Origin of the sequence: Salinicola salarius, assembly GCF_002179555.1 — a bacterium.
Lineage (GTDB): Bacteria > Pseudomonadota > Gammaproteobacteria > Pseudomonadales > Halomonadaceae > Salinicola > Salinicola salarius_A.
Genome location: NZ_NHOU01000007.1, coordinates 96142 through 122921, shown reverse-complemented (window position 1 = coordinate 122921; position 26780 = coordinate 96142). Strand labels below are relative to the sequence as shown.

Below are 26780 nucleotides of genomic sequence, written 5' to 3'. Positions count from 1 at the left end.
ATGCGGCCAGGCCCAGGTTCGATCGCCCTGGCGATCAATCGTCCTCACTGTCGTTATGTAGATCGACGACGGCATTGAGGCTCTCGCGACCGGACTTGGCAGCATCGTTACGCGCCGCTTCCAGCGCCGTGAAATACTCCTCGTCGACATCGCCCGTGACGTAGTTGCCGTCGAAGACCGAACAGTCGAAATCGTCCAGCGCCGGATTGACCTCGCGACAGGCCGCCTTGAGATCCTCGAGATCCTGGTAGATCAACCGGTCGGCACCAATCAGCTCGCCCACTTCGGCATCGGTGCGGCCATGAGCGACCAGTTCGGTGGCGACCGGCATGTCGATACCATAGACGTTGGGATAGCGCACGGCCGGCGCGGCGGAGGCGAAGTAGACCTTGTTGGCACCTGCATCGCGAGCCATCTGGATGATCTGCTTGCAGGTCGTCCCGCGCACGATCGAGTCGTCCACCAGCATCACGTTCTTGCCTTCGAACTCGCTGGCGATGGCGTTGAGCTTCTGGCGGACCGACTTCTTGCGCTGGGTCTGCCCAGGCATGATGAACGTCCGACCGATGTAGCGATTCTTCATGAAGCCTTCGCGGAACGTCACGCCGATGTGCTGTGCCAGTTCCAGCGCCGTGGTCCGGGAGGTATCGGGAATCGGAATCACCACGTCGATGTCGTGATCCGGCCACTCGCGCTGGATCCGGTCGCCCAGCTTGCGGCCCATCTGCATCCGGGTACCGTAGACATAAGCGCCATCGAGCATGGAGTCGGGCCGCGCCAGATAGACGTGCTCGAAGATGCACGGGGTCAGCCGCGGCTTGTCGGCGCACATCTGCGTATGGATGTTCTTGTCCATGTCGACGAAGATCGCTTCGCCCGGCGCCAGGTCCCGCACCAGCTCGAAGCCGGCCACATCGAGCGCCACCGACTCGGAGGCGATCATCACCTCCTGGCCCTCGGGCGTCTGACGCGTACCGTAGACGACCGGACGAATGCCGTGGGGATCGCGAAACGCCACCAGCCCGAAGCCGTTGATGATCGACACGGCGGCGTAACCCCCGCTGCAGCGCCGGTGAACGCGGCGCAGCGCATCGAAGATATCCTCCGGCGTCAGATACAGTCCCTGCTTGCCCAGCTCGTGCGCGAACACGTTGAGCAGCACCTCGGAGTCCGAGCTGGTATTGATATGGCGCAGATCGGAGGAGAACAGCTCCTGCTTGAGCTGATCGGAGTTGGTCAGGTTGCCGTTGTGGGCCAGGGTGATGCCGTAGGGCGAATTGACATAGAAAGGCTGGGATTCGGCCTCGCTCGCCGTACCGGCGGTCGGGTAGCGGACATGACCGATGCCCACATTGCCCTTCAGCCGCTTCATGTGACGCGTATGGAACACGTCCCGTACCAGCCCGTTGTTCTTGCGCAGCAGAAAGCGACCTTCATCCCAGGTCATCATGCCGGCGGCATCCTGTCCGCGGTGCTGCAAGACCGTCAACGCGTCATAGATCAACTGATTGACCGCTTCATTGGCCATGAGGCCTACGATACCGCACATGCCGACTTACCTCGCTTGGTCGCACCCATTCAGGGCGCCGGTTTTTCGGCCGGAACAGGGGCGGGAATCGTCACCCCCTGCCCGTCCTGACTGTATGAAGAGCTGGATGAAGCGTCGTCTCGCCCCGGTAGCGTCATCGGCAGGTGCCGCATCGCCTCTTCGGCGGCGGACGGGTCGACGTCCCAGCTCTGCAGCTGAACCACCGCCCAGGTCCGCAACGACTCGAACGATGGTCTCAACTGCGCCTGCTGCCAGGCCTGCAGCTGGGCCAGCGGAGTCAAGCCTATGACGACCGTGACGATTACCAGGATCGCCCCGCCGCGAGCCAGACCGAAGATCGCTCCGGCCACACGATTGAAGAACCCCATGCCGACCCATTCGATCGCCGCGTTGAGCAGCCGGATGATGAATCCGCAGATCATCACCACCACGAAGATGATCAGCACGAACCCCAGTACCAGACGCGCATCGGGATGCGAGATGTAGGGCTCCAGCAGATCGGCGATCGGCTTGGCGAATATCCGCGCCGCCAGCAGCGCCACGATCCAGGCGCCGAGTCCCAGCGCCTCCCGCACCAGGCCACGCATGAAACCTGCCAGCATCGATATCGTCAATACCAGCAGGAAAGCGTAGTCGAGCCAGGTCAAAGTCATCAGCTACCCGGCTTGCGAATCAGCAGTCCCTGGATATTGGCGGCCTGCTTGAGCTCGGATCGCGCCTTCTCGCCGGCATCCGACGAAGAGAACGGGCCAACGTAGACCGTGGTCAGGTTATTGTCCCGCGGCTGCGAATAGGCCGCGAAGCCCTGCTCCTTGAGTTTGGCGGTCAGGCGTGATGCGTTGTCCGCCTGTCCGAAGCTGCCAACCTGCACGACCCAGCCGCCGTCATTACTCGCGGCGGTGCGCTCGGGTGCCGATGCCTGCTGCGAGGAGGACGGCTGCGACGAGGATTGCACCGGCGCCGTGGGCTCCGGCTCGGCCGGACGCAGTTGCGGCTGGCTCTGCTCCGCCTGCGCGATCTCGGCGATCGGATCGCTGTCGCCGCCGGAGGTCGTGCCGCTCTGGCCGAACGTATCCTCGCTGCCCGCACCGAGCTGGCTACGCGTATCCGGTTCTGGCACGGCGTTTTCGCCTGCGCTACCACCATCAGCGTTCATGCTGCCACCGTTGCCGGCACCCTGATTGCCGTTGGCGGCGACCGATGCCGGCGGCTCGGGCGATTCGATGATGCGCTGACGGGTTTCGCCACCGCCGATCGGTTGCTCGATGACCATGACCGGGCCAGGCTCCTGCTGACGCGGTTCGGGATCATCGAAAAGCATCGGCAGGAAAATGGCCCCCAATGCGACGAGAATGACCGCACCGCTGATACGTTCACGCCATCCGTACTTCATGGGACCTCGACCTCCTTGATAGCACCTTGATTTCCTTGAGCACGATCCGGCATCCGATCGAGCATCCCGGCAATCGCCTTCACTACACTTCGTCGCCCGCCAGCGCCGTCAGCGCTTCCAGCGCGCCGGCCACGGTCAGAAACGAGCCGCATACTAACACTTCTTCATCGGGCGCAAGACGTGATGCCAGCCAGTCGACGCCGGCTGCCGGCGACGAAGCGGTCGCCAGCACCTCACCGCCTCGGCCAGTGATGGATTCGGCCAGTGCCTCGCCCGAGCGACCGCGCGGGCCTGCCAGCCCTACCGGCAGCCAGGCATCGATCACCGGGGACAGCGCCTCGATCAGTGCCGCTGCATCCTTGTCCTGGAGGACGCCGAGCAGGCCGATACGGCGACGCGGCGCCGGCGATCGCGACGCTAGCCTCGCTGCCACATAATGCGCGGCATGGGGATTGTGCGCCACGTCGAAGCACCAGTTCCCCAACCACTGCAACCGGCCCGTCAGCGCGACGGTGGACATCGCCTGGCGGGACTCGGCGGGCTGCGGCACGATGCCGCACAGGCCGAGCACCTGGAACGCGACGGCGGCATTGTCGAGCGGCAGCCCCGGATCAGGCAAGCTATCGAGTCGATAGCGAAGACCCTTCGCCCCTCGGCCCTGCCAGCGCCACTCGCTGCCATCGACGTCTTGATGATCGAAATCGCGCCCCAGCCAGTAAGCGGGTATCTCAAGCGCGTCGATGCGCTGCGAGACACTGGGCGGCAATGCGCGGCTGCCGAGCACCGCCGGTCGCCCCTGGCGGAGAATACCGGCCTTCTCGAATCCGATGACGTCGAGGTCGGTGCCGAGAAAGTCCGCATGATCCTGGGCGATGGTGGTGATGACGGCGATGTCGCTGTCGATCACGTTGACCGCATCCAGACGGCCGCCGAGCCCGACCTCGAGAATGGCCAGTTGGGGGCGCGCCTCGGCGATCGCAACCAGCGCAGCCAGGGTTCCGGCCTCGAAGTAGGTGAGACTGACGGGATCGCCGGCCAGGCGTGCCGATTCGACGCGTTCGAACCCGGCGATCAGGGTGGCGTCGTCGGCCGCGACGCCATCGAAGCAGAGCCGCTCGTTGTAGCGCAGCAGATGAGGCGAAGTGTAGCTGGCCGTGGACAGGCCGTGAGCCCGAGCGAGGCGCTCGAGCATGGCCACGGTGGAGCCCTTGCCGTTGGTGCCGGCGACCGTCACCACCCGCTGTGCGATCGGACCCTGCATCAGCCCCAGCCGTTCGGCAACCACCGCCACCCGTTCGAGCCCCATGTCGATGGCGACCGGATGCTGGCGCTCAAGACGCGCCAGCCAGTCGTCGAGGGTGGCACTCATGGGTCAGCGGTTCCTCAACGGGGTGCCTGGATCGCGTCCGGCTCGTCGGCCAGCGGCGAGAAATCCTCGCTCTCGTCCGCGACCTGGCCAGCCGGCGGTTGGTGCGTCAGCTTGCGCAGAATGCTGCCCAACCGCTCACGCATCTCGGGACGCGGGATGATCATGTCCACGGTGCCGTGTTCGAGCAGGAATTCGCTGCGCTGGAAGCCTTCCGGCAATGTCTCTCGCACCGTCTGCTCGATGACGCGCGGGCCGGCAAACCCGATGAGCGCATTGGGTTCGGCCACGTTGAGGTCACCCAGCATCGCCAGCGACGCCGAAACGCCCCCGAAGACCGGATCAGTGAGCACGGAGATGTAGGGTACGCCGGCCAGCTTGAGCTTCTCCAGCGCCGCGGAAGTCTTGGCCATCTGCATCAGCGAGAACAGCGCTTCCTGCATGCGGGCGCCGCCGGAGGCAGCGAAGCAGACCAGCGGAATCTCTTCTTCCAGGGCCAGCGTGGCGGCACGGACGAACTTCTCGCCGACCACGGCGCCCATGGAGCCGCCCATGAAGGAGAACTCGAACGCTACCGCGACGACGGGCAGGTCATCCAGCGTGCCGCGCATGGCGATCAGCGCGTCGTTCTCGTCGGTCGCTTTCTGGGCCGATGCCAGGCGATCCTTGTACTTCTTGGAGTCCCGGAACTTGAGGCGGTCGCTCGGCTGAAGATCCCCCGCGATCTCTTCACGCCCTTCGGCATCAAGGAACCAGTTGAGACGCTTGCGCGCGGTCAGCCGCAGATGATGCTGACATTTGGGACAAACGTTCTGGTGCTTCTCCAGCTCGGGAAGATAGAGCACCGATTCACAGTTCGGGCACTTGCGCCACAGGCCGTCCGGCACGCTGGCGCGGCGGTCGTTGCGCTGGATGCGGCTCATCGACGGGACGATCTTGTCTAGCCAGCTCATGTCAGGAACGATTCCCTATTTGCCTAAATAGAAAGTAATGACGACATAAAAAGTAATGACGACAACCGCGACGAACGGCTGTCGCGACAACCGCAAACGCTGAATGATACCAAATCGGCGGCAGCGGCTCAGCCGGCCGCTTCCCGGTCGAGCGCTTCGCGCATCTCGCCGAGAATCGATTTCAGCGCGGCGGGAATGGACGCCGGGTCATCGGCATGCTCGGCGATGCGTCCGACCAGGGCGCTGCCGACGATCACGCCATCGGCGACACGGCCGATGGCCGCTGCGGTGGCCCCGTCGCGAATGCCGAAGCCCACGCACAGCGGCAGTTCGGTGATACGGCGCAACTTGTTCAACTGCTCGCCGACGGCGTCGGCGTCCAGCGTGGCGGCCCCGGTCACGCCCTTGAGAGAGACGTAGTAGAGGTAGCCCTCGCCGTGTTCGCAGATCGCGCGAGCGCGCGCCTCGGAGGTCGTCGGCGCCAGCAGGAAGATCGACTGCAGGCCGTGCTCCGCGAACAGTGCGGCGTTATCGCCCGCCTCCTCCGGGGGCATGTCGACCACCAGCACGCCATCGACCCCGGAAGCCTGGGCCTGGCGCGTGAAGACGTCATACCCCATCCGCTCGATGGGATTGAGATACCCCATCAGCACCACGGGCGTTTCGCTGTCCCGCTGGCGGAATTCAGCGACCATCTCCAGCACATGCTGCAGTCGCGTGCCGTGTACCAGCGCCCGCTCGCAGGCCTTCTGGATTACCGGACCATCGGCCATCGGGTCCGAGAACGGCACACCCAGCTCGATCACGTCAGCGCCAGCTTCCACGCAGGCATGCATGAAATCGACCGTGTGCGCCGGAGCCGGGTCGCCAGCGGTGATATAGGGAATGAGCGCCGTACGGCCCTGAGCCTTCAGTTCGGCAAAGCGCTGGTCGATACGGTTGTGTTCAATACGATTCATGTCGCCCTCGAGTCATGTCGCCGGCCATCGTCCTGTCGGCGCCGGCCATCAAAATTCGATTCCGTCGAGTTTGGCGACGGTATGGATATCCTTGTCACCACGCCCGGACAGGTTGACGACGATATGCTGCTCCGGGGACATCTCCCCTGCCAGCTTCTTGGCGTGAGCCAGGGCATGCGACGACTCCAGCGCCGGCATGATGCCTTCAACGAGCGTCAGCTCACGGAAGGCCGCCAGCACCTCGTTGTCGTCCGCCGCCACGTAGCGCACGCGACCGACATCCTTCCACAGCGCGTGCTCGGGGCCGACGCCGGGATAGTCGAGACCGGCGGAGATCGACTGCGTGTCAGCGACCTGCCCGCCCTCGTCGGACATCAGGTAGGTCCGGTTGCCGTGGAGCACGCCGCGAGGCGCATTGGCGGTCAGCGGCGCGGCGTGGCGCCCGGTGGCGACGCCTTCACCACCGGCCTCGACGCCGTACATGGCGACATCGTCATCCTCGACGAACGGATAGAACAGGCCCATGGCGTTGGAACCACCGCCGACGCAGGCCACCAGCGCGTCGGGCAACCGACCGATCTGCTCGAGCGACTGACGACGCGCCTCGCGGCCGACGACTGCGCTGAAATCGCGCACCAGCATCGGATAGGGGTGCGGACCCGCCACCGTGCCGATGATGTAGAAGGTGTCGTCGACGTTGGTGACCCAGTCGCGCAGCGCCTCGTTCATGGCATCCTTGAGCGTGCGCGAGCCGGACTCCACCGGCACCACCTTGGCGCCCAGCAGATGCATGCGGTAGACGTTCAGCTTCTGGCGCTCGACGTCCTCGGCGCCCATGTAGATCTCGCACTTCAGCCCCAGGCGCGCGGCAACCGTCGCCGTGGCGACGCCGTGCTGACCGGCACCGGTCTCGGCGATCACGCGCGGCTTGCCGGCCTTCTTGGCCAGCAGCGCCTGACCGATGGTGTTGTTCACCTTGTGCGCGCCGGTGTGATTCAGATCCTCGCGCTTGAGCCAGATCTGCGCACCACCGATCTCGCGCGACCAGCGTTCGGCGTGGTAGAGCGGCGACGGCCGGCCGACGTAATGCTTCAGGTCATAGTCGAACTCCGCCTGGAATTCGGGATCGTTCTTGAGACTCGCATAGATGTTTTCGAGCTCTTCGAGAGCGAAACTCAAGGTCTCGGAAACGAAGCGGCCACCGTAAGGACCGAAGTGGCCGCGAGCATCCGGCAGTTGCGTCAAATCGTGGAATCGGCTCACGAAGGGACCCTCATGATGTGGCGGTGGATGAATGGGACGTGACTGGATCGGCACTGGACGGTGCCGACGCGAGCGAAACGTTCATCGCCTGTACGCGTTCGCAGAAGGCTCGGATGCGAGAGGCATCCTTGATTCCCTTTCGCGTGCCCGTCTCAGGCGACGACGCCACGGAAGACGTGTCGACAGGGTGCATCGCTTCAACGCCGCCGGAGACATCGACCGCATAGGGTCGTACCTGCGCCACGGCGTCGGCGACGTTGTCCGGCGTCAGGCCGCCGGCGAGAATGACGGGTTTCGCCAGATCCGCCGGGATACGCTGCCAGTCGAAGGTTTTCCCGGTGCCACCGGGCACGCCGGGGCGATAGGCATCGAGCAGCAGCGCGCCGGCACCGGCGTAGGTATCGACTGCTGCCTGCAGATCGATATCATCGTGCATGCGCAGCGCCTTGATCCAGGGCTTGCCGAAACGCGCGCAGAATTCGGGCGACTCGTCACCATGGAACTGTAGCAGGTCGAGATAAGGCAGACACATCTCGACATCGGCCACGCTCGGGCCGACGAACAGCCCCACACGTGTCACGAACGGCGACACCGAGGCGCTGAGCGACGCGAGCGTATCGAGATCGAGCGCGCGCGCGCTTCCCGGCCACATCACGAAGCCGAGTGCATCGGCCCCGCTGGCAACGGCCGCCGCGATGTCTTCACGACGGGTCAAACCGCAGATCTTGATCCTGACGGGATTCATGACGTGGTCTCCAAGCAGGCCTGGGGAGGCTGATCGACTACCCGGCCCTGATCGTCGATCCATTTCGGCCACACGCGACGGCGGCGCATCAGCGGCGTATCCGGGATTTCACCACGCTCACCGGTCCACTCACCGAGAAAGGATAGCAGTTGCGGGCCCACCGGTTCTTCCGGCAGCGCGAAGCGCTCATCGAAGCGCACATCGACGAAATGCAGGCCGCAGGCCGGCGCCGTCACGTTGCCCGACTTGCGATCCCTGAGCGACAACAGCCGCGCGGGGTACGCCTCGTCCTCATTCCCCCGGCCGACCGCCATCAGTACGCCAGCGATGTTGCGAATCATGTGATGAAGAAAGGCGTTGGCCTGAACATCGATCATCACGATCGGCCCGAAACGGCGGACGTCGATGAAATGCAGATGACGAATCGGCACCTTCGACTGACAGCCGGCGGCCCGGTAGCTGGAGAAATCATGCTCGCCGACCAGCGCCTGGGCGGCGCGATGCATGCGCTCCGCATCCAGCGGCTCGCGACACCAGGTCACATTGTGACGCTCCATCACCGGGCGCGTCGGCTGGTTGAGGATGATATAGCGGTAACGTCTTGCCAGGGCCGAAAAGCGAGCGTGAAAATCGTCGGAAACCGGCGTCAGCCAGCGTACCGCGATATCGCGCGGCAACTGGGCATTGGCGCCGAACAGCCAGGCTTTCTGGGTACGCACCACCGGCGCATCGAAATGAACGATCTGGCGCGTGGCATGGACGCCGCTATCGGTGCGGCCGCTGCAGAGCACACGCACGGGCGTGGCGGCGATCTTGCTCAATGCCGCCTCGAGCGCGCCCTGCACCGAGTCGGCATGGCGCAACCGCTGCCAGCCACAGTAACGCGTACCGTCATACTCGACGCCGAGGGCCAAGCGACCGCTGAGCGGATGGTTGTCGTCCTGCCGGGAGAAAAACGCCATCGAAACCTGTGCAGCCCAAAGTCGTTAGGGGCGCCCATTATCCCGATGCGACGGCTCGAATTCCACCTCCTCGACATCCCACCCCGCAGGAACTTCCCGAAGCGTGTCACGCGTCTCGCCGCTACGCGCCGGCGAAGCGACATCCGGCACCTCGGGACGATCGCTGCCCGTGTCCGCCCAAGACCCGCCGTCTGGTGCCATCTCGCTCGTCGATTCCAGCGAGAGGGCGGAAAAATCGATGTCCGGCATCGTCAGCGACGATGCCTCGCTCCCGCCGTCCAGCGAGGAGGATGCCGAATCCGCTGGCGACGTGACCTCGCGCCGCCCGGCGTCCAGTTCCAGCTTTGGGGCTTCGTAGTCGATATGGGTGAGGGTCGAAGACTCGGCAGACGGTGTCAGATCGTCATCGAACAGCACCGACATGGAATTGGTCCGGGAAGCGGATTCAGCCGGGGACGAGGCTTCCGAACGCACGGCGGGCTCATCGGTCTCGTCACGCACCGCGTCGGTCTCGGGCCGAACCTCATCGGTATTGGTACGCACCTCATCGGCCTCGTCACGAACTGCGCCGGACTCGACCTGACTGGCCTGCGACTCGAACAACGCGTCGACATCCTCCACCGTATCCTGCGGGGCCGTCTCGCCCTCCTCTTCCGTTTCGCCGGTCGCCTCCTGCCAGCTCTCCTCGACGTAGCGGGCACGATAATCATCGACCAGAGCCTGCCCTTCCCGGCGCTGTTCGGGAGTGGCGTCGTCACCGAAGCCGGAGAGCGCCTGTTCCAGCGCGTCCATGTCACGCAACTCGCCCAAAGCTCTCAACAGCCCCAGACGAAATTGCGCATTTTCTTTCTGGGCCAGTTGCTGGCGCAGCCAGTCGCGCGCCTCGGCATGGCGCCCATAGGCCATGAAGATATCCGCCTGACTGATCGAGACCGAGTCGACATCCACTTCCGGCAGCGACCGACGCGGCGCTACCGATACCGCAGCCTGGCGACTGGCCGCCAGCGGGGACGGATCGGCGGCATCCGGCACCACCTCATCGGCGGGCTCGTCGACTTCGTGACGCGCACGGCGGCGTCGTTCCCAGATCCATAGCAGCAGCAGGACGATCAGGACTCCGCCGCCGATCCAGTCGAGATGCCCCAGCAGCCGCTGCCATAGCGAAGGTGACGACGCGGGCGCCGGCCCGGTCGATGCCGTTACGGTCTTTTCGCTGGCAGCGGTCTCGGGCGGCTCCGCGCGGGAAGGCGCCGGGGCCGCGGCCTGCGCAGCCGCAATGGCGACAGCACTGACGACAGGCGTGCCGCTCTGCACGCTTTCCTGCCCAGAGGCGCCATCGGTTGCGTTTGCATTGTTTGCGTTTGTTGCCGTCGTGGATGGCTCAGAGACGGCCGCGAGCGCGCCCTGCAGCGCGTCACGCTCGGATTGCAACGCAGCAATCGTCGCGCGTTGGCGTTCGGTGATGGCAGTCAGGTCGGCTAACTGTTGTGTCAGTGCAGCGAGCCGATCGGGGTCGGACGCCTCCGAAGCCGCAGCGCGCGCCACGATATCGATCATCGGGCGGCCGTCGTCCGTTTGACGGGCGAGCTCGCCGAGCCGGGATGCCGCCTCCCCTGGCGAGATATCGGTCACGGCCGCGATTGCGGGCACTTCCAGGCTGACGCCAGCCCGCAGCCGATCGATGTCTCCCTCGATGAAGGCGCCGGGGTTGGAGCGATACAGGGCCAGCATCAGCGGCTGGCGGCCAACCCCGGTTCGAGGCAACAGTGAAGCCGCCAGGGTGGATAGTGAATCGCCGGGGCGAACGGTGACTTGTGTGGGCCATGCGGGCGGATCGCTCAATGCTGGTTCGACGGCGTCGGCAGGCCCGGCAGCAGAGCTTCGCATCGCCGTGGCCTGCGTTACCACGCCCCGCGCTACCGGATATCCCGACGCGGGATCGCGATCGCCATTCAGCAGTGGCTGCGAACTGGCGTAGTCGACGGGGTCGAACAGCAGCGATACATCGCGCCGCCACTGACCGCCTGGCCAGGTCACCACCAGCAGCAGATCGAGAAACGGCTCCCGCACGCGGCGCGAGCTATCGAGAATCAGTGCCAGATCGCCGTCACGGCGCACGACCTTGGCCGACAGCGCGTCCACCAAGGGGCTGCGGGACAATCCGGATTGCCGGTAAGCCGCGTCATCGGCAACGGCTACCGATATCTGCGAGGCCTCGAGGCCGCTTCCATCGGTCAGGGGCAGCACCACGTGCAGCGGCCGGTTGAGCGGTGATACCTGCTGTGGATCGCCGATGCCGAGGGCATGGACCGACGAGGCAAGCACCAGGCAGAGCCCGCCGGTGATCGTTGTAAGCCGTTGCCGCATGGTTTCCTCGCCGACGAATTGGGGTAAGCCTCGACTCACTCATCGGCAAGGACTGGATAAACTTGAATATGGCGCCACGGCCTGAATAGCAAAGAGCCCCGCCAGTGTCACTGGCGGGGCTCGGACAACTCATGTCGGCGTGATGCTCAGGCTTGTTCGCGGAGGATCTTGAGCATGCGCTTCAGCGGCTCGGCGGCACCCCACAACAGCTGGTCGCCGACGCTGAACGCGGTCAGGTACTCGCCGCCCATGGCCAGCTTGCGCAGGCGACCCACCGGGATTGTCAGAGTACCGCTAACGGCTGCCGGCGTGAGGTGCTCAAGCGTCGCGTCCTTGTCGTTGGGCACGACCTGGACCCAGTCGTTGTGCTTGGCCAGCCGATCCTCGATCTCGTCGAGCGGCACGTCCTGCTTGAGCTTGATGGTGAATGCCTGGCTGTGCGAACGCATCGCGCCGATGCGCACGCACAGGCCGTCGATGGGAATCGGGTTGTCGCCGGTGGCGAGAATCTTGTTGGTCTCGACGCCGCCTTTCCACTCTTCCTTGCTCTGGCCGTTGTCCATCGCCTTGTCGATCCACGGCAACAGGCTGCCGGCCAGCGGCGCGCCGAAGTTGTCGACCGGGAACTCGCCGCTGCGCATGCGAGCGGTAACGTCGCGATCGATGTCGAGAATGGCGCTGGACGGCGTGGCGAGATCAGTAGCGACGGCCGAGTGCAGCGAGCCCATCTGAGACAGCAGTTCGCGCATGTGCTTGGCGCCGGAACCGGAAGCGGCCTGATAGGTCATGGAGGTCATCCACTCGACCAGGTCGGCCTCGAACAGCCCGCCCAGGCCCATCAACATCAGGCTCACGGTGCAGTTGCCGCCGACGAAGGTCTTGGCGCCCTTGGCCAGCTGGGCATCGATCACGTGACGGTTGACCGGATCGAGCACGATGGTCGACTCGTCCGCCATGCGCAGGGTACTGGCCGCATCGATCCAGTAGCCCTTCCAGCCAGCCTGACGCAGCGGCTTATAGACTGCGCTGGTGTAGTCACCTCCCTGGCACGTCACGATCACGTCCATCGCCTTGAGCGATTCGATGTCGTTGGCATCCTTAAGCGCCGGCACTTCGACGCCGATACCCGGCCCGGCCTGACCGGCCTGGGAGGTGGAGAAGAAGACCGGCTCGAGCCCGGCGAAATCATTGTCGTCCAGCATCCGTTGCATCAGCACGGAACCGACCATACCGCGCCAGCCGACGAATCCGACTTTCAACATAATGGCGTACCCCGAATTTTTTAGAAAAAGCACCATTTGAATGGCTACGCGGATCAATCGCTTCGTTGCGCGGTGCTCGGAAACCTCACATATAGCCCATATGCTCGGGATCCTGCGCTCCGTGCGCCTCGCGCTTGACTCCGCTCGCCGATCCAACTGGCACTTTTAGTAACTATGGATGTGACACGACGACCCATTTTGGTCGTCGCATCATCAGCAAGTGAAGACGTGAATGATACCAGTTTAGCGCATTCGGCTCAGGACTCGGCAAAAGCCGCCAGCACCGCGTCGCCCATTTCGCTGGTGGAAACCTGGCGGGTGCCCGGATAGGCGATGTCCGCGGTGCGTAGGCCCTGATCCAGCACCTTGCCCACGGCGCGCTCGATACGATCGGCCAGCGCCGGCTCGCCCAGCGAGTAGCGCAGCATCATCGCCACCGACAGAATCGTCGCCAGCGGGTTGGCGAGGCCTTGGCCTGCGATATCCGGCGCGCTGCCGTGACACGGCTCGTACATGCCCTGCTGCTTCTCGTTGAGCGACGCGGACGGCAGCATGCCGATCGAACCGGTGAGCATGGCCGCCGCATCGGACAGAATGTCGCCGAACATGTTGCCGGTCACCACCACATCAAACTGCTTGGGCGCGCGCACCAGCTGCATCGCGGCGTTGTCGACGTACATGTGCGACAGCTCGACGTCCGGGTATTCCGGGGCCAGCCGATTCATCACTTCGCGCCACAGGATGGTGACTTCCAGCACGTTGGCCTTGTCCACCGAGCAGAGCTTCTTGCCCCGCTTCTGCGCCATCTCGAAGGCGACGCGACCGATGCGCTCGATCTCGGACTCGGAGTAGACGTAGGTATTGAACCCGACCCGCTCACCGTCGCGCTCCTCGATGCCGCGCGGCTGGCCGAAATAGATACCGCCGGTCAGCTCGCGCACGATCATGATATCGAGCCCGGAGACGACTTCCGGCTTCAGCGTCGACGCCTCGGCCAGCTGCGGATAGAGCAGCGCCGGGCGCAGGTTGCCGAACAGGTTGAGGTTCTTGCGCAGCCCCAGCAGCCCCTTTTCGGGACGCTTGCTCAGATCTTCCAGCGTATCCCACTTGGGGCCGCCCACGGCGCCGAGCAGGATCGCATCGGCGGCCTTGGCCTTCTCCAGCGTGGACTCGGGCAACGGATGCCCCTCGGCATCAAAACCGGCGCCGCCGACCAGCCCCTCTTCCAGCTCCGCGTCCAGCCCCGCCTCACGGCAGGCATTCAGGATCTTGACCGCCTCGGCGGTGATTTCCGGGCCGATGCCATCGCCGGGCAACACCAGAATCTTCTTGCTCATGCATTTTCCTCGAACGTGTTCCTTGACTTGTCACTTCGTGGCCCACAGCACCAGCATGTCCGTGGTGAAGGAGCCATCATCGCCGATCTCGAAGGCATCGCGGACTTCCTGACCCACCTGCTGCTGCAGATGACGGATCGCGTCGCGCATGACGTCGGGCGTACGCATTCGCGCAATCCAGGTATCGAAATCCAGCCGCAGTCGCTGGCGCGAACTGGCCGTCACCACGAGCCCGGCCTCGCCAACCATCTGCGCCCACTCACTCGGCGCGTAGTCGCGTACATGACTGGTATCCCGCAGCATCTCGACGGTCTGCAGAAAGCTGTCGAACAGCGGCTGCTCGGAAGCGGCGACGTCGATGAAACCCGCCAGACCGCCGGGCTTGAGGACGCGCCTCGCCTCGCGCAGCGCCAGCCCCACATCGCGCCAGTGATGGGCGGAGAAACGGCTGCAGACGACATCGAAACTATCGTCGGCAAACGGCAGCGACTCCGCGACACCCTGCACCGTGCGGATATTGCCGAAGCCGCGTTCGCTGGCCGCCTCGCCGACCACCTCGAGCATCCGCGGAGAGAGATCATAAGCCACGACCTCCTCCGCCAGATCGGCGACCTGAAAGCTGACATGTCCCGCGCCGCAGCCGAGATCCAGCACACGGGGCGCATCGAGCCTTGCGACACGCTCCCGCAACTGGGCGAACTCGGCGCCCTGGGCGTGCACCTGGCTCGACAGATAGGCGCCCGCCTGACCGCCGAACTGGCGTTCTACCACATCGCTGTGGCCGCCACTTCTGCCCGAATCATGCATCGCGGAACAGCCACGGGTTCGCGGCACGATGATGGCCTTCGTAGTCGCGGATGGCGCCGGCCTGCTCGAGCGTCAGCCCGATGTCATCGAGGCCTTCCAGCAGGCAGTGCTTGCGGAACGCATCGACCTCGAACGGAATCGCCTCGCCGTTCGGCGTGATCACCTGCTGCCCTTCGAGATCGATATCGAGACGATAGCCTTCGCTGGCTTCCGTTTCCTGGAACAGCCGGTCCACCGTCGCCTCGTCGAGCGTGATCAGCAGGATGCCGTTCTTGAACGAGTTGTTGTAGAAGATATCGGCAAAACTCGGCGCGATCACCACGCGGAAGCCGAAATCGTCCAGCGCCCAGGGGGCGTGCTCGCGGGAACTGCCGCAGCCAAAATTGCGCCGTGCCAGCAGCACCTGCGCATCGCGATAGCGCGGCTGATTGAGCACGAAATCCGGATTGAGCGGGCGGCTGGCGGTATCCTGGCCCGGATAGCCCTCGTCGAGATAGCGCAGCTCGTCGAACAGGTTGGGGCCGAAGCCGGTACGCTTGATCGACTTCAGAAACTGCTTGGGAATGATCAGGTCGGTATCGACATTGGCGCGATCCAGCGGCGCGACCAGACCCTGCAGGCGTTCGAACTTTTTCATCGTCTGGTCTCCTTAGGCACTCATCGCATCGGCGCGGTCATAGTCATAGCTTCGGACATCCACGAAGTGGCCTTCGATGGCGGCGGCCGCCGCCATTGCCGGGCTCACCAGGTGTGTACGCCCGCCATAACCCTGACGCCCCTCGAAGTTGCGATTGGAGGTCGATGCGCAACGCTCGCCGGCGCCCAGCTTGTCGGCGTTCATCGCCAGACACATCGAGCAGCCCGGCTCGCGCCACTCGAAGCCCGCTTCGATGAAGACCTTGTCGAGCCCTTCGGCTTCGGCCAACCGCTTCACCAGCCCGGAGCCCGGCACCACCATCGCCAGCTGGATGTTGTCGGCGACCTTGCGCCCCCGGGCGACCTTGGCGGCTTCGCGCAGATCCTCGATCCGCGAGTTGGTGCAGGAGCCGATGAACACCTTGTCGAGCCGGATATCGGTGATCTTCTGCCCGGCGGACAGCCCCATGTACTCCAGCGCACGCGTCATGCCCTGAGTGACGGTCTCGTCATCGGCACTGGCCGGATCGGGCACCGCGGCGGAAACGTTGGCGACCATTTCCGGGCTGGTGCCCCAGGTCACCTGCGGCTCGATCTCGGCGGCGTCGAGTTCGACGACCTTGTCGAAGTGCGCGCCGTCGTCGGAGACCAGATCACGCCAGGCTTCGACCGCCGCCGGCCACTGCTCGGCAGTGGGTGCATAGGGGCGACCCTTCAGGTAATCGATCGTGGTGTCATCCACCGCCACCAGTCCCACGCGGGCGCCAGCTTCGATCGCCATGTTGCAGATCGTCATGCGGCCTTCCATGGAAAGCTCGCGGATCGCGCTGCCGGCAAACTCGATGGCGTACCCGGTGCCGCCAGCGGTGCCGATACGGCCGATGATCGCCAGCACGATATCCTTGGCGGTGACGCCGAGGCCCAGCTTGCCTTCCACGCGCACCTGCATGTTCTTCATTTTCTGGGCGATCAGGCACTGGGTGGCGAGCACGTGCTCGACCTCGGACGTGCCGATGCCGTGGGAAAGCGCAGCGAAGGCGCCGTGGGTCGCGGTGTGGGAATCGCCGCAGACCACGGTCATCCCCGGCAGCGTGGCGCCCTGCTCCGGCCCGACCACGTGAACGATGCCCTGGCGTTCGTCGTTGATGCGGAACTCCTCGATCTCGAAGCTCTCGCAGTTGGCATCCAGGGTTTCCACCTGAATGCGCGAGACATCGTCGAGAATCCCGGCGTTACCGGCGCTGCGCTCCTTGAGCGTGGTCGGCACGTTGTGGTCCGGCGTCGCCAGGTTGGCGTCGCGGCGCCACGGCTTGCGGCCGGTCAGACGCAGCCCTTCGAACGCCTGCGGCGAGGTGACTTCGTGCAGCAGGTGACGATCGATGTAGATCAGCGCCGAACCGTCGTCGCGCTGAGTCACCAGGTGCTGCGCCCAGAGTTTGTCGTAGAGCGTCTGGCTTGCCATGTGTGTTATCTCCTCCGTCACGCTGTCTTACGCTTTATCTGAAAAATGTCTGCGCTCACCCATACGACGTTAAAAATCGACTCAAAATGCTCATTTACTCCGCGTAAACTCCGCTCTTTCGCCGATTTTTGCCTTGTCTGGCTATCGCTCGTCGATTTTTCAGACAGAGCTTAGGCAGCTTGGTGACGTAACGCTTGCGAATCGCGACGCCGTGACAGCGCCTCGCGAATGGTGTGGCGACCAAGATACGGCGCGGTCATGCATAAAATCAATTCATCTTGATTATGCTTTGGATTCCATAACAGAATTCACCGATTCGTAATTCATCAATACCTCGGACGGAAAGCGAACGACGCCATGGACACCCAGAGCCTGCAAGCCTTCATCGCGGTCGCCGACACGACGTCGTTTTCGCTCGCCGGCGAGCAACTGCACCTCACCCAGCCGGCCATCAGCAAGCGCATCGCCACGCTGGAACATCAGACCGGCGCCAAGCTCTTCGACCGCATCAATCGCCGCGTCAGCCTGACCGAGGCCGGCCGGCTGCTGCTGCCCCGCGCCCGCCAGATCCTGCAGCTGGTAGAGGATAGCCGGCGTACTTTGAGCAACCTGAGCGGCAGCGTCGAAGGCAGCCTGACGCTCGCCACTAGCCACCATGTCGGCCTGCACCGGCTCCCTCCGGTACTCAAGGCCTTCACCCAGCGCTACCCGGACGTCGATCTGGATCTGCGCTTTCTCGATTCCGAGCAGGCCTACCACGGCGTCGTCGCCGGCGAGATCGAACTGGCCGTGGTGACGCTATCGCCCCGGCCCAATCCGCAGGTGGAATCGGTGCCGGTGTGGATCGATCGATTGCGCTTCGTCGCCGCGCCCGACCATCCTCTGGCGGCACGCGGCGAGCTGCCGCTGTCGACGCTGGTGGACTATCCGGCGGTGCTACCGGGGCCGCTCACTTTCACCCGCGATATCGTGGTGGGATCGTTCAGTCGCGCGGGATTGACCATCGATGTGGCGCTTTCCACCAATTACCTGGAGACGCTGAAGATGATGGCGGGTATCGGGCTGGGCTGGAGCGTGCTGCCGGAAAGCATGGTCGACGACGACATCGCGGTACTGCCTGTGGCGCACCCGCCGATCGAGCGCCGGCTGGGCTATCTGGTGCACAAGCAGCGCACGCTCTCCAACGCCGGACGCGCGATGATCGCGGAACTCGACGCGCTCAGGGCCGCCGAAGTCCCACGAAGCGACTACACTTAGTCACACCCGCCCAGGGCACAATCAACCGCGGACTCGGATCAAGGAGCAGTCACCCATGGAGCAGGAAGACCGGGGCAGGTCCCGGGAATCGGCACGACAGCAGGACACGCCCTCAAGCACCCTGCGGCTGGGTCTGGTGCCGGCGCCGGAACTGCCGGAGCGGGTCGCCAGCCTCATCGCCGACGAGCTTCCCGAGCTGCTCGCACGCCATACCGACGATCGTCACCAGTGGCGGGTCGACTGCCTCACCGATCCGCTGATCGGCGCCGACGACTCGACCGCCGACGTCATCGAGCAGGGCGAAAACATCAAGCGCGCCAACGGCTGGGATTACGCGGTCTGCATCACCGACCTGCCGCTGCTGCGTGGCGATCGCATGGCGCTCGCGGAAGCCAGCGAAAACCTGGGCGTCGCGATCATCTCCCTGCCGGCATTGTGCATCTCGCCCCTGAGGCAGCGCCTGCGCGAGGCGATCCTGCACCTGGTCAACGAGATGCATCACGGCAGCGACCGCCACGACCGTGAACGCCAGCAGCAGCACATGGAGGACGGCCGTGAGGCCCGCGAGCAGAGCGGTCTCCGTAACAGCAACGCCCGCGAGCTGATGGGTTCGCGGCTCTTCGAGCGCCTGGTGCCGATAAAACGTGTCACACCAGCCGATGACAGCGAGAAGAACGTCGACGTCCGTTTCGTCAGTGCCACCAAGTGGCCGGGCTACGCCAAGCTGCTGGGCGGCATGGTCAGAGCGAACCGCCCCTGGACGATCCTGCCCGCGTTCCGGCGGATCGTCGCGGTCGCCTTCGCCACCGGGGCTTACGGGCTGATCTTCCCGACGCTGTGGAAACTCAGCGCTGCCTATGAACTCTATCGCTTCGTCGCCCTGATGATCGCCGCGATCGTCGCCATGATCGTCTGGTTGATCCTCGATCACGGCTTATGGGAACCACAGCACTATACCCACAACGCCCGGTTGACCCGATTCTACAATCTGACCACGGTCATGACGCTACTGGCGGGCGTGGCGTGCTATTACGTCATCCTCTTCGCACTGTTTCTGGTGGCGGTCGTGTTGTTCGTTCCCGCCAGCCTGCTGGAGTCAACGGTCGGCCGATCGGTCGGCTGGCTCGCCTTTCCGGCGCTGGCCTGGCTGGCGACATCGGTGGCGACCGTGGCCGGCGCACTCGGGTCGAGCCTGGAGAGCGACGAGACGATCCGCGGCGCCACCTATGGCTACCGCCAGCAGTTGCGCCAGCGCAAGGTCAAGGAGCGCCAACAGCGAGACAGGCAGCAGGAGGATAGGGATTCATCGATGTGACGATTTTGTCGTACCAATAGCTCCGAGGAACCCTCTTGAAAAATTTTGAACACGGAGGAACTCGGCGAGCGATGGTCAGGCAAGGCGCAACGACCGTAGGGAGTAACGGCCGAAGGCTGGCCCGAAGGGTGAGCGTAGCGAATCAAAATCGACGAGGCAGCGTAGTTTACTGGTGTCAATGAGCATGCCGAGTCGATTTATAACGCTGCATGGCCGAGCGCAGCCAGTTCTCAGACAAGTCCGAGGCGCGGCGTGTCGACGCGAACGTCGCCGTTCTGGGCACGATGGCGCAGCAGGTGATCCATCAGCGTCAGCGCCATCATCGCCTCGGCGATCGGCGTGGCGCGGATACCGACACAGGGATCGTGACGCCCCTTGGTGACGACCTCCACCGGCTCGCCGTGAATGTCGATCGAACGCCCCGGCTGGGTGATGCTGGAGGTCGGCTTGAGCGCCAGATGCGCGACGATGGGCTGGCCGCTGGAGATGCCGCCGAGCACGCCGCCAGCGTGATTGGACAGGAACCCTGCCGGCGTCATTTCATCGCGATGCTCGGTGCCGCGCTGGGTTACGACATCGAAGCCGTCGCCGATCTCGACGCCCTTCACCGCGTTGATGCTCATCAGCCCGTGGGCCAGATCGGCATCCAGACGATCGAAGACCGGCTCGCCCAGCCCCACCGGCACGCCTTCGGCGACGACCGTGATCCTGGCGCCCACCGAGTCCTGGTCACGGCGCAGCTGATCCATGTAGGCCTCGAGTTCCGGCAGCTTGTCCGGATCCGGGCAGAAGAACGGATTGTCATCGACGCCCTCCCATCCCTTGAAGTCGATCGCGATGGGGCCGAGCTGGCTCATGTAACCACGCACCCGGATACCCTGCCGTGCGAGCCATGATTTGGCGATGGCGCCGGCGGCAACGCGCATGGCGGTCTCGCGGGCGCTGGAGCGGCCACCACCGCGATAGTCGCGAATGCCGTACTTGTGGTGATAGGTGTAATCGGCGTGGGCCGGGCGGAACTGCTCGGCGATCTTGGAGTAGTCCTTGGAGCGCTGATCGGTGTTCTCGATCAGCAGTCCGATCGGCGTGCCCGTGGTGCGGCCTTCGAACACCCCGGAGAGGATCCGGACCTGATCCGGCTCGCGGCGCTGAGTGGTATGGCGCGACGAGCCCGGCCGGCGGCGATCCAGATCGCGCTGCAGATCCGCCTCGCTGAGTTCGAGCCCCGGCGGGCAGCCGTCGACGATGGCACCCAGCGCGGGGCCGTGACTCTCACCGAAAGTGGTGACGGTGAACAGTTTGCCGAAGGTGTTGCCGGACATGCGCGATCCTCAGGAAAGGGAAGAAAGATTCAGGTTCAGGCCGGATGAGACGCGGCGAAGTGATCCGCGTAGGTATCGAGATCCTCGGCGCTCAGCGCAAAGACCCCTTCCCCGCCGCGTTCGAACTCCAGCCACAGGAACGGCACTTCCGGGAAAGCCGCCTCCAGATGACGCTGGGAGTTGCCCACTTCGACGATCAGCATGCCGCCATCGTTCAGGTAGGCGCGGGCTTCGCGCAGGATACGTCGGACGATGTCGAGACCATCGCGACCGGCGCCCAGTGCCAGATCGGGCTCGTGCCGATACTCCGCCGGCATGGCCGCCAGATCGCGAGTGTCGACATAGGGCGGATTGCTGACGATCAGATCGTAATGCTGCCCCGCGACGCCTTCGAACAGGTCGGACGCCACCGCGCGAACGCGCCGCCCGACATCATGACGCACGATATTCGCCTTGGCGACCTCGAGCGCTTCCACGCTGATATCGACCAGATCCACCTCGCAGGTGGGCAGGTAGAGCGCCGTGGCAATGCCGATACAGCCGGAGCCGGTGCACAGGTCGAGCACGTGCGCCGGCGGCAGGTCATCGAACCAGGCCGAGAAGCCCTGCTCGATCAGCTCGGCGATGGGCGAACGGGGAATCAGCACCCGCTCGTCGACCTCGAACGGGAAGCCGGCGAAAAACGCCTCGCCGAGCAGGTAGGGCAACGGCCGACGCGACTCGATGCGGCTTCTCACCAGCGCGACGACCCGGCGCCGCTCGATGCCCAGCAGACGCGCGTCGAGCACGGCCGGGTCGATGTCCCACGGCAGATGCAGCGCGCCCAGCACCAAGGCAACCGCTTCGTCCCAGGCGCTGTCGGTGCCATGGCCGAAATGCAGCCGATGGGCATGGAATTCGGTGGTGGCCCAGCGCAGGCAGTCCCGCACGCTGAACAGGTCTTCGACGATGGCATCGTCCGCTAGCGTCAGGGTCGACTGCGGTGGCGACATGGGGGAACTCGCATCTGGCTGGAAAACGGACGACGATTGTACGCGCAAGGCTCGCGCGTTCACAGCCGGCCATGTCATGACGCGCGGAATCGGTTACCCTTCCGCCCGCTGAATCACTCAAGCCAAAGACAGCGGTCAGCAAAGGCAGAATCGCAATGACCCACTCCCCGAGCGACGACGACGATCACAACGCCTTCCGCCAGGCACTGGAAGCGGCCGGCGTTCAGCGGCTCAGGCTCAACCGCGCGGCCACGGGTCGCCCGCGGCGCAACGCGCTCAACGCCGACGCGCGGCGTGAAGCCGCCGAGCAGGCGCCGCCGGTCGTGCAATCCCGGTTATCGGATGGCGGCGTCGAGGCGGTCACGCCGCATCAGCGCCTGGAGTTCTCGATTCCGGATTTGCCACCGCGAACCTTTGCCCAGCTCAAGCGCGGTCACATCGCCTGGGAAGGCGGGCTCGACCTTCATGGCTACACCCTCGACGAAGCCCGTGTCGAGCTCGAATCGTTCATCGACGACGCCATCGCCAGCCGGGTTCGCTGCGTGCTGGTGGTACATGGCAAGGCACGCGGTTATCGCGGTAGCGGCGCGGATTACCCGGTGATCAAGAGCCACGTCAACACCTGGCTCAAGAACTGGTCGCGGGTGCTGGCCTTCTGCTCGGCGAGCGAGATCGACGGCGGCACCGGCGCCCTCTACGTGCTGCTGCGCACGCGCGGCGACTGACGAGCGGCGTCAACCGTGGCGCTTGGGTGAGGATAGCGGCAGCGGCAGGCGCCCTTGCGGGTCGGCGCTGCTGGCCGGGTGGCGGCGGCCATCGACCGGTTCGGCAGCGACGGAAGTCCGGTCCCGCTGGCGCTCGTGGCGATCCAGGGCCTGGGAGGCAAGATAGCGCCCCAGCTCGATCAGCGCCTCGGCGCGATGGAACTCGTAGGCGCCACACACGCTCTTGGGCACCTCGATCAGAATGTCGGGCGGGTAACCGGCGATCTTGTACTTGGCCAGCGCCGCCTGGGTGATATCGAACGAGGCCAGCATCATGTCGAGCTTGCTCCAGGCGCGTTCGGTCTGGCTCGACCAACTGGTGTTTTCCGAGGCTTCCTCTTCGTCGCTGAACGACGAGACCATCCCTTGCACCCGCGTGCGCACGTTCTTCAGCCAGCCGCTGAAGCTCTGGCCTTCGGCTTCGCGTTCGATTTCACGGGCATGTTCCTGGGCCGCCTGGTCGGCGGGCAGCAGATCTTCCAGTGTCACGGGCGTCGGCGTCTGGGCGGTAGCATTGACCGCCAGCACGATGTCCGCGTTGACGGAGACCGTGGGAATGATCGGCAGCGGATTCAGCAGCCCTCCATCGACCAGCACATGGCCGTTGTCCTGGACCGGGGTGATGATGCCGGGTACCGCGATCGAGGCGCGGATCGCGCGCAGCAGCGGGCCACTCTGGAACCACACTTCCCGCTGGCGGCTCAGATCCGTTGCCACCGCCGTGAACGGCATCGGCAGGTCCTCGATACGGATATCCCCGACCAGCGCTTCCAGCTTGGTCATCACCCTGCCGGCACGCATGGCCCCCATGGCGCTCCAGGTGATGTCGACCAGGCGCAACACGTCGAAATAGTCGAGCTGGCAGACCCAGTCACGGTAGCCGTCGAGCTTGCCGGCGGCGTAGATGCCGCCGATCAAGGCACCCATGGAGCAGCCGGAGATCGACGCGATCTCGTAGCCTCGCGCCTCGAGCTCCTCGATCACGCCGATGTGGGCATAGCCCCGTGCGCCGCCGCTCCCCAGTACCAACGAGACACGAGGTTTCATGACATGGACTCCACGACCGTCGATTGATACCAGCGTACGATTTCCGAGGCGACCTGCGCCACTCTGATGCCCTCCAGATGCAGATGATGTCCGCCAGAGACGAGGCGCCGCTCGAACCTGCCGATCCGGCGACAGGCCTCGCCAAGGTGCGGCCGCTGCGTCAACACGCCGGCAGTGGCCTGCACCAGTAGCACCGGGGCGCGAATGGCAGCCACCGTCGCCAGCATCTGGTCCGGCGTCCAGCGCAGCAGCGACGGATGGACCAGACGGCGGTCGGTCCGCCAGTAGTAGCGCCCGTCCTCCTGCCGGCCGAGATTACGCTCGACGATGGGCCGCGCGGTATCGGCATCGATCCGGGTGACGCCACCATGAACCCTCGCCGCGACCGCCTCGTCGACGCTCGCATAGCTGCCGGCAGCGCTGCGCGAACGCCGCCGCGCCCGCAACGCCGCCTGCAGCTGCGTCACCGTCTCGCCGGGTTCGCTGGTGGTCGAGGCGAGCCCGTCGATCAACACCAGTCCGTCGACCCGCTCCGGCGCGGCGGCAGCGATCAGACTGGCAACGCCGGCGCCCATCGAGTGGCCGACGAATGTCGTCGAGCTCAGCTCCAGGGCGTCCACGGCTTCGAGCACGTCCGGCATGTAACCCCACAACGGGTACTCGGCCCGCACGCCACGATGCGGTGAATGGCCGTGCCCCGGCAGGTCCAGCGCCACCAGGCGAATCCCCAGCGCAGTGGCCAGCGCCGGCGCCAGGCGGGAAAACGTCGCGGCGTTATCGAGCCAGCCATGCAGGGCCACCCAGGTGGGCGCGGCATCGTCGCCCCAGCTCAACGCGGCCAGACGCCCTTCACCCAGAATCATTTCTCGTGCCCTCAAGACTCTTCTCCCAGCATGCTGTCGACGGCCTCCAGAATCGCCTGACGGGTCGCTTGCGGATGCTCGAACGGAAACATGTGACCACCGGGCACACAGCGCAACCGAATGCCCAGCCGCGAGAGCGTGCGTCGCCGCTCGGGCGTCAGCAGATCGGAGTCTTCACCGGCGATCACGGTCAGCGGCACCTCGATCTTGCGTAGCACCGAGGTGAGATGATCCGGCAGGTGGCGAAACACGGCGGCCTCGGTACGCGGTGCATAGCGCAGCTTCGCCGCGCCGCTATCGTCGACGATGGTCGTCGCCCCGGTGACGTAATCCTCCATCGCGGTTTCGGTAAAGCCCTGGAACAGCGAACGGCGACGCAGCGAAGCGGCCATCGCTTCCCGGCTGGGCCAGACCTCGCGACGGCGCAGCGTCTTGCCGGCCGGCGTCACCCGGTCGACGAAGCCGGCGAGCTTGGCGAACTTCAACATCCAGGCGTCCCGCCCGAGCAGCAGCGGCGGATCCAGAGCCACCACGGCGCGAAAGCGATCCGGCGACTTGGAGGCAGCCATGATCGAAAGCACGCCGCCCATGGAGTGCCCCACGGCGACGATCGGCGTCGACAACGACTCGGTGGCCGACAGGTACTCTTCGCGCAATGCCAGCCAGTTCCGCCCTACCGGGAACTGGGGATCATGCGCCAGGCGGTCCAGCGGATGCAGTTCGAAATGCGTCGCCAACGGCGACAACAGCGTCCGGTAACTGGCACCGGTAAACCCGTTGGCGTGGGCAAAGACCAGTGGATAACGCAGCATCGACATCTGAATTCCCTTAGACTATCGGCTAATCGGCTATAAATGCATGGCTTCAAATTCACGACCCGGTCGAACGTCCCCAACGCCCATGCCTCACGATATCGTCGCTCGACATTCGGGTGGCATCGGCCATGATCGCCGCTGACAGGATTCGACGGTCACGATCATGAAACGGGCTCGCGTCCCGGCGGCATTCGACCCTTTTACCCAGCAAGGATTGTACTGTGTCTCGCAAAGGATCCCACCGCGATACCCGTCTGCGTAACCGCTTGTTTTGGGCGCTGCTGATCGCGGCGCTCGTGGTCGGCTTCTGGTTAGTCCGCGGCGGAGAGTGAATCATGGGGCTGTTGGCCGCTTTTACCCATACGCTGGAAATCACGCTGCCGGTCTTTCTGATGGTCTTCCTGGGGCTTGGTCTCAAGCGGCTCGGCTGGATCGATTCCCACTTCATCACCACAGCATCGATGCTGGTGTTCAAGGTCACCATGCCGGCGCTGCTGTTTCTGAGCATCATCAAGGCGGACCTGAGTCGCGCCCTGCAGCCGGAGCTGATCGGCTATTTCATCGGCTACACCATCATCAGCTTCTTTCTCGCCTGGGCCTGGGCGATCTGGCGGCACCCCCGCGTGGAAAGAGGCATCTTCACCCAGGGAGCATTCCGCGCCAACAACGGCATCGTCGGGCTCGCCCTGGCGGCCGGCCAGTACGGCGACTACGGCCTTTCCGTAGGCGGGGTGCTGGCCGGCGCGGTCATTGTCATCTACAACATCTTCTCGGTCTTCATCCTGTCGCTCTACAGCGACGAGGTCGCCACGGACTTCCGCAGCCTGATCAAGAATCTGGCCAAGAACCCGCTCATCCTGAGCGTCGTCTTCGCGATTCCGGTGGCGTTGGCGGATATCGAACTCCCCGGCTGGGTCATGACGTCGGGCGGCTATCTCGCCGGCATGTCGCTGCCATTGGGCTTGATCTGCATCGGCGGCACGCTCTCCGTCAGTGCATTCAAGCGCAGCAGCACCATCGCCCTCGACGCCAGCCTGTGGAAGCTGGTGTGGGTTCCCCTGCTCGGGGTGCTGGGCGCTCTCGCCGTGGGAATTCACGGCCCGGCACTGGGGATCATCTTCCTCTACCTGGGCTGCCCGGGCGCAGCGGCCAGTTTCGTCATGGCCAAGGCGTTCAAGAGCAACGACAAGCTGGCTGCCAATATCATCGTCATCACGACCTTCGCGTCGATGTTCACCCTCAGCCTGGGGCTGTTCCTGCTGAAATGGCTGGGGCTGGTATAGCCCGAACGCTGCCGGATGCCGGATGCCGGACGAAAGATGCCGGACGAAAAAAGGGCCGCTC

At 64.7% G+C, this 26780-nt stretch carries 24 protein-coding genes; 4 read left to right on the top strand and 20 right to left on the bottom strand.

Annotation, left to right across the window (positions count from 1 at the left end; translation table 11 throughout):
- Positions 1–34: 34 nt before the first annotated feature.
- The 15 genes from purF to leuC form a co-directional block, all read right to left on the bottom strand.
- The gene (purF, locus tag CCD76_RS07885) at positions 35–1549 is read right to left on the bottom strand and encodes an amidophosphoribosyltransferase (protein ID WP_087718978.1); all 1515 of its coding nucleotides are present in this window, start codon (positions 1547–1549) and stop codon (positions 35–37) included.
- A 29-nt stretch (positions 1550–1578) separates the two neighbouring features.
- Positions 1579–2202: a CvpA family protein gene (locus tag CCD76_RS07880; protein ID WP_087718977.1), complete on the bottom strand. Its 624-nt coding sequence runs from the start codon at positions 2200–2202 to the stop codon at positions 1579–1581.
- Positions 2202–2942 carry an SPOR domain-containing protein gene (locus CCD76_RS07875; RefSeq protein ID WP_087718976.1) on the bottom strand — a complete coding sequence of 247 codons (741 nt, stop codon included), beginning with the start codon at positions 2940–2942 and terminating at the stop codon, positions 2202–2204. Before CCD76_RS07875 ends, CCD76_RS07880 begins: the two co-directional genes overlap by 1 nt.
- Before the next feature lie 82 nt (positions 2943–3024).
- The gene (locus CCD76_RS07870; protein ID WP_087718975.1) at positions 3025–4311 is read right to left on the bottom strand and encodes a bifunctional folylpolyglutamate synthase/dihydrofolate synthase; all 1287 of its coding nucleotides are present in this window, start codon (positions 4309–4311) and stop codon (positions 3025–3027) included.
- Positions 4312–4325: 14 nt separating this feature from the next.
- Entirely contained in the window at positions 4326–5261 is a 936-nt protein-coding gene (gene accD / locus CCD76_RS07865) for an acetyl-CoA carboxylase, carboxyltransferase subunit beta (protein ID WP_256961205.1), read from the bottom strand.
- 128 nt (positions 5262–5389) lie between these two features.
- The gene (gene trpA / locus CCD76_RS07860; RefSeq protein ID WP_087718974.1) at positions 5390–6220 is read right to left on the bottom strand and encodes a tryptophan synthase subunit alpha; all 831 of its coding nucleotides are present in this window, start codon (positions 6218–6220) and stop codon (positions 5390–5392) included.
- A gap of 48 nt (positions 6221–6268) precedes the next feature.
- Complete coding sequence (gene trpB, locus CCD76_RS07855) at positions 6269–7483, bottom strand: tryptophan synthase subunit beta (RefSeq protein WP_087718973.1); 1215 nt, start codon at positions 7481–7483, stop codon at positions 6269–6271.
- Positions 7484–7493: 10 nt separating this feature from the next.
- Complete coding sequence (locus CCD76_RS07850; RefSeq protein WP_087718972.1) at positions 7494–8228, bottom strand: phosphoribosylanthranilate isomerase; 735 nt, start codon at positions 8226–8228, stop codon at positions 7494–7496.
- Entirely contained in the window at positions 8225–9190 is a 966-nt protein-coding gene (truA, locus tag CCD76_RS07845; protein WP_087718971.1) for a tRNA pseudouridine(38-40) synthase TruA, read from the bottom strand. Before truA ends, CCD76_RS07850 begins: the two co-directional genes overlap by 4 nt.
- 24 nt (positions 9191–9214) lie before the next feature.
- Positions 9215–11557 (bottom strand): type IV pilus assembly protein FimV, encoded by a 2343-nt coding sequence (locus tag CCD76_RS07840; protein WP_087718970.1) that lies wholly within the window; start codon positions 11555–11557, stop codon positions 9215–9217.
- 146 nt (positions 11558–11703) lie between these two features.
- The gene (asd, locus tag CCD76_RS07835; RefSeq protein WP_087718969.1) at positions 11704–12819 is read right to left on the bottom strand and encodes an aspartate-semialdehyde dehydrogenase; all 1116 of its coding nucleotides are present in this window, start codon (positions 12817–12819) and stop codon (positions 11704–11706) included.
- Between the two features lie 257 nt (positions 12820–13076).
- Positions 13077–14156, bottom strand: coding sequence for a 3-isopropylmalate dehydrogenase (gene leuB, locus CCD76_RS07830; RefSeq protein ID WP_087718968.1), 1080 nt, complete (start codon positions 14154–14156; stop codon positions 13077–13079).
- 30 nt (positions 14157–14186) lie between these two features.
- Entirely contained in the window at positions 14187–14990 is an 804-nt protein-coding gene (locus CCD76_RS07825) for a class I SAM-dependent methyltransferase (protein WP_256961204.1), read from the bottom strand.
- Entirely contained in the window at positions 14956–15600 is a 645-nt protein-coding gene (gene leuD, locus CCD76_RS07820; RefSeq protein ID WP_087718966.1) for a 3-isopropylmalate dehydratase small subunit, read from the bottom strand. The genes CCD76_RS07825 and leuD overlap by 35 nt, the downstream gene beginning before the upstream one ends.
- 12 nt (positions 15601–15612) lie before the next feature.
- Positions 15613–17061 (bottom strand): 3-isopropylmalate dehydratase large subunit, encoded by a 1449-nt coding sequence (gene leuC, locus CCD76_RS07815; RefSeq protein WP_087718965.1) that lies wholly within the window; start codon positions 17059–17061, stop codon positions 15613–15615.
- Between the two features lie 357 nt (positions 17062–17418).
- Between leuC and CCD76_RS07810 the strand changes: the two genes are divergently transcribed.
- Positions 17419–18318 carry a LysR family transcriptional regulator gene (locus CCD76_RS07810; RefSeq protein ID WP_087718964.1) on the top strand — a complete coding sequence of 300 codons (900 nt, stop codon included), beginning with the start codon at positions 17419–17421 and terminating at the stop codon, positions 18316–18318.
- 55 nt (positions 18319–18373) lie between these two features.
- Entirely contained in the window at positions 18374–19633 is a 1260-nt protein-coding gene (locus CCD76_RS07805) for a tripartite tricarboxylate transporter TctB family protein (protein ID WP_087718963.1), read from the top strand.
- 230 nt (positions 19634–19863) lie between these two features.
- Here CCD76_RS07805 and aroC read toward each other — a convergent pair whose 3' ends face one another.
- Together aroC and prmB are read right to left on the bottom strand one after the other, a co-directional pair.
- Positions 19864–20955 carry a chorismate synthase gene (gene aroC, locus CCD76_RS07800; protein ID WP_087718962.1) on the bottom strand — a complete coding sequence of 364 codons (1092 nt, stop codon included), beginning with the start codon at positions 20953–20955 and terminating at the stop codon, positions 19864–19866.
- A 35-nt stretch (positions 20956–20990) separates the two neighbouring features.
- Positions 20991–21947: a 50S ribosomal protein L3 N(5)-glutamine methyltransferase gene (gene prmB, locus CCD76_RS07795; RefSeq protein WP_087718961.1), complete on the bottom strand. Its 957-nt coding sequence runs from the start codon at positions 21945–21947 to the stop codon at positions 20991–20993.
- Between the two features lie 155 nt (positions 21948–22102).
- Between prmB and CCD76_RS07790 the strand changes: the two genes are divergently transcribed.
- Positions 22103–22672, top strand: coding sequence for a Smr/MutS family protein (locus CCD76_RS07790; RefSeq protein ID WP_087718960.1), 570 nt, complete (start codon positions 22103–22105; stop codon positions 22670–22672).
- A 9-nt stretch (positions 22673–22681) separates the two neighbouring features.
- On the opposite strand, the gene CCD76_RS07785 is transcribed toward CCD76_RS07790, so the two are convergent.
- The 3 genes from CCD76_RS07785 to CCD76_RS07775 are packed head-to-tail and all read right to left on the bottom strand — an operon-like array spanning position 22682 to position 25439.
- The gene (locus CCD76_RS07785; RefSeq protein ID WP_087718959.1) at positions 22682–23758 is read right to left on the bottom strand and encodes a patatin-like phospholipase family protein; all 1077 of its coding nucleotides are present in this window, start codon (positions 23756–23758) and stop codon (positions 22682–22684) included.
- Positions 23755–24636, bottom strand: coding sequence for an alpha/beta fold hydrolase (locus CCD76_RS07780; RefSeq protein WP_256961203.1), 882 nt, complete (start codon positions 24634–24636; stop codon positions 23755–23757). The genes CCD76_RS07785 and CCD76_RS07780 overlap by 4 nt, the downstream gene beginning before the upstream one ends.
- Positions 24633–25439 carry an alpha/beta fold hydrolase gene (locus CCD76_RS07775; protein WP_087718957.1) on the bottom strand — a complete coding sequence of 269 codons (807 nt, stop codon included), beginning with the start codon at positions 25437–25439 and terminating at the stop codon, positions 24633–24635. The genes CCD76_RS07780 and CCD76_RS07775 overlap by 4 nt, the downstream gene beginning before the upstream one ends.
- 332 nt (positions 25440–25771) lie before the next feature.
- Between CCD76_RS07775 and CCD76_RS07770 the strand changes: the two genes are divergently transcribed.
- Entirely contained in the window at positions 25772–26719 is a 948-nt protein-coding gene (locus CCD76_RS07770; protein ID WP_087718956.1) for an AEC family transporter, read from the top strand.
- The last annotated feature ends 61 nt before the right edge of the window (positions 26720–26780 follow it).

Excerpts from the sequence above, each read along its gene's own strand:
- purF (WP_087718978.1), bottom strand. The coding sequence starts at position 1,549 with ATGTGCGGTATCGTAGGCCTCATGGCCAATGAAGCGGTCAATCAGTTG.
- CCD76_RS07880 (WP_087718977.1), bottom strand. The coding sequence starts at position 2,202 with ATGACTTTGACCTGGCTCGACTACGCTTTCCTGCTGGTATTGACGATA.
- CCD76_RS07875 (WP_087718976.1), bottom strand. The coding sequence starts at position 2,942 with ATGAAGTACGGATGGCGTGAACGTATCAGCGGTGCGGTCATTCTCGTC.
- CCD76_RS07870 (WP_087718975.1), bottom strand. The coding sequence starts at position 4,311 with ATGAGTGCCACCCTCGACGACTGGCTGGCGCGTCTTGAGCGCCAGCAT.
- accD (WP_256961205.1), bottom strand. The coding sequence starts at position 5,261 with ATGAGCTGGCTAGACAAGATCGTCCCGTCGATGAGCCGCATCCAGCGC.
- trpA (WP_087718974.1), bottom strand. The coding sequence starts at position 6,220 with ATGAATCGTATTGAACACAACCGTATCGACCAGCGCTTTGCCGAACTG.
- CCD76_RS07850 (WP_087718972.1), bottom strand. The coding sequence starts at position 8,228 with ATGAATCCCGTCAGGATCAAGATCTGCGGTTTGACCCGTCGTGAAGAC.
- truA (WP_087718971.1), bottom strand. The coding sequence starts at position 9,190 with ATGGCGTTTTTCTCCCGGCAGGACGACAACCATCCGCTCAGCGGTCGC.
- CCD76_RS07840 (WP_087718970.1), bottom strand. The coding sequence starts at position 11,557 with ATGCGGCAACGGCTTACAACGATCACCGGCGGGCTCTGCCTGGTGCTT.
- asd (WP_087718969.1), bottom strand. The coding sequence starts at position 12,819 with ATGTTGAAAGTCGGATTCGTCGGCTGGCGCGGTATGGTCGGTTCCGTG.
- leuB (WP_087718968.1), bottom strand. The coding sequence starts at position 14,156 with ATGAGCAAGAAGATTCTGGTGTTGCCCGGCGATGGCATCGGCCCGGAA.
- leuD (WP_087718966.1), bottom strand. The coding sequence starts at position 15,600 with ATGAAAAAGTTCGAACGCCTGCAGGGTCTGGTCGCGCCGCTGGATCGC.
- leuC (WP_087718965.1), bottom strand. The coding sequence starts at position 17,061 with ATGGCAAGCCAGACGCTCTACGACAAACTCTGGGCGCAGCACCTGGTG.
- CCD76_RS07810 (WP_087718964.1), top strand. The coding sequence starts at position 17,419 with ATGGACACCCAGAGCCTGCAAGCCTTCATCGCGGTCGCCGACACGACG.
- CCD76_RS07805 (WP_087718963.1), top strand. The coding sequence starts at position 18,374 with ATGGAGCAGGAAGACCGGGGCAGGTCCCGGGAATCGGCACGACAGCAG.
- aroC (WP_087718962.1), bottom strand. The coding sequence starts at position 20,955 with ATGTCCGGCAACACCTTCGGCAAACTGTTCACCGTCACCACTTTCGGT.
- prmB (WP_087718961.1), bottom strand. The coding sequence starts at position 21,947 with ATGTCGCCACCGCAGTCGACCCTGACGCTAGCGGACGATGCCATCGTC.
- CCD76_RS07790 (WP_087718960.1), top strand. The coding sequence starts at position 22,103 with ATGACCCACTCCCCGAGCGACGACGACGATCACAACGCCTTCCGCCAG.
- CCD76_RS07785 (WP_087718959.1), bottom strand. The coding sequence starts at position 23,758 with ATGAAACCTCGTGTCTCGTTGGTACTGGGGAGCGGCGGCGCACGGGGC.
- CCD76_RS07775 (WP_087718957.1), bottom strand. The coding sequence starts at position 25,439 with ATGTCGATGCTGCGTTATCCACTGGTCTTTGCCCACGCCAACGGGTTT.
- CCD76_RS07770 (WP_087718956.1), top strand. The coding sequence starts at position 25,772 with ATGGGGCTGTTGGCCGCTTTTACCCATACGCTGGAAATCACGCTGCCG.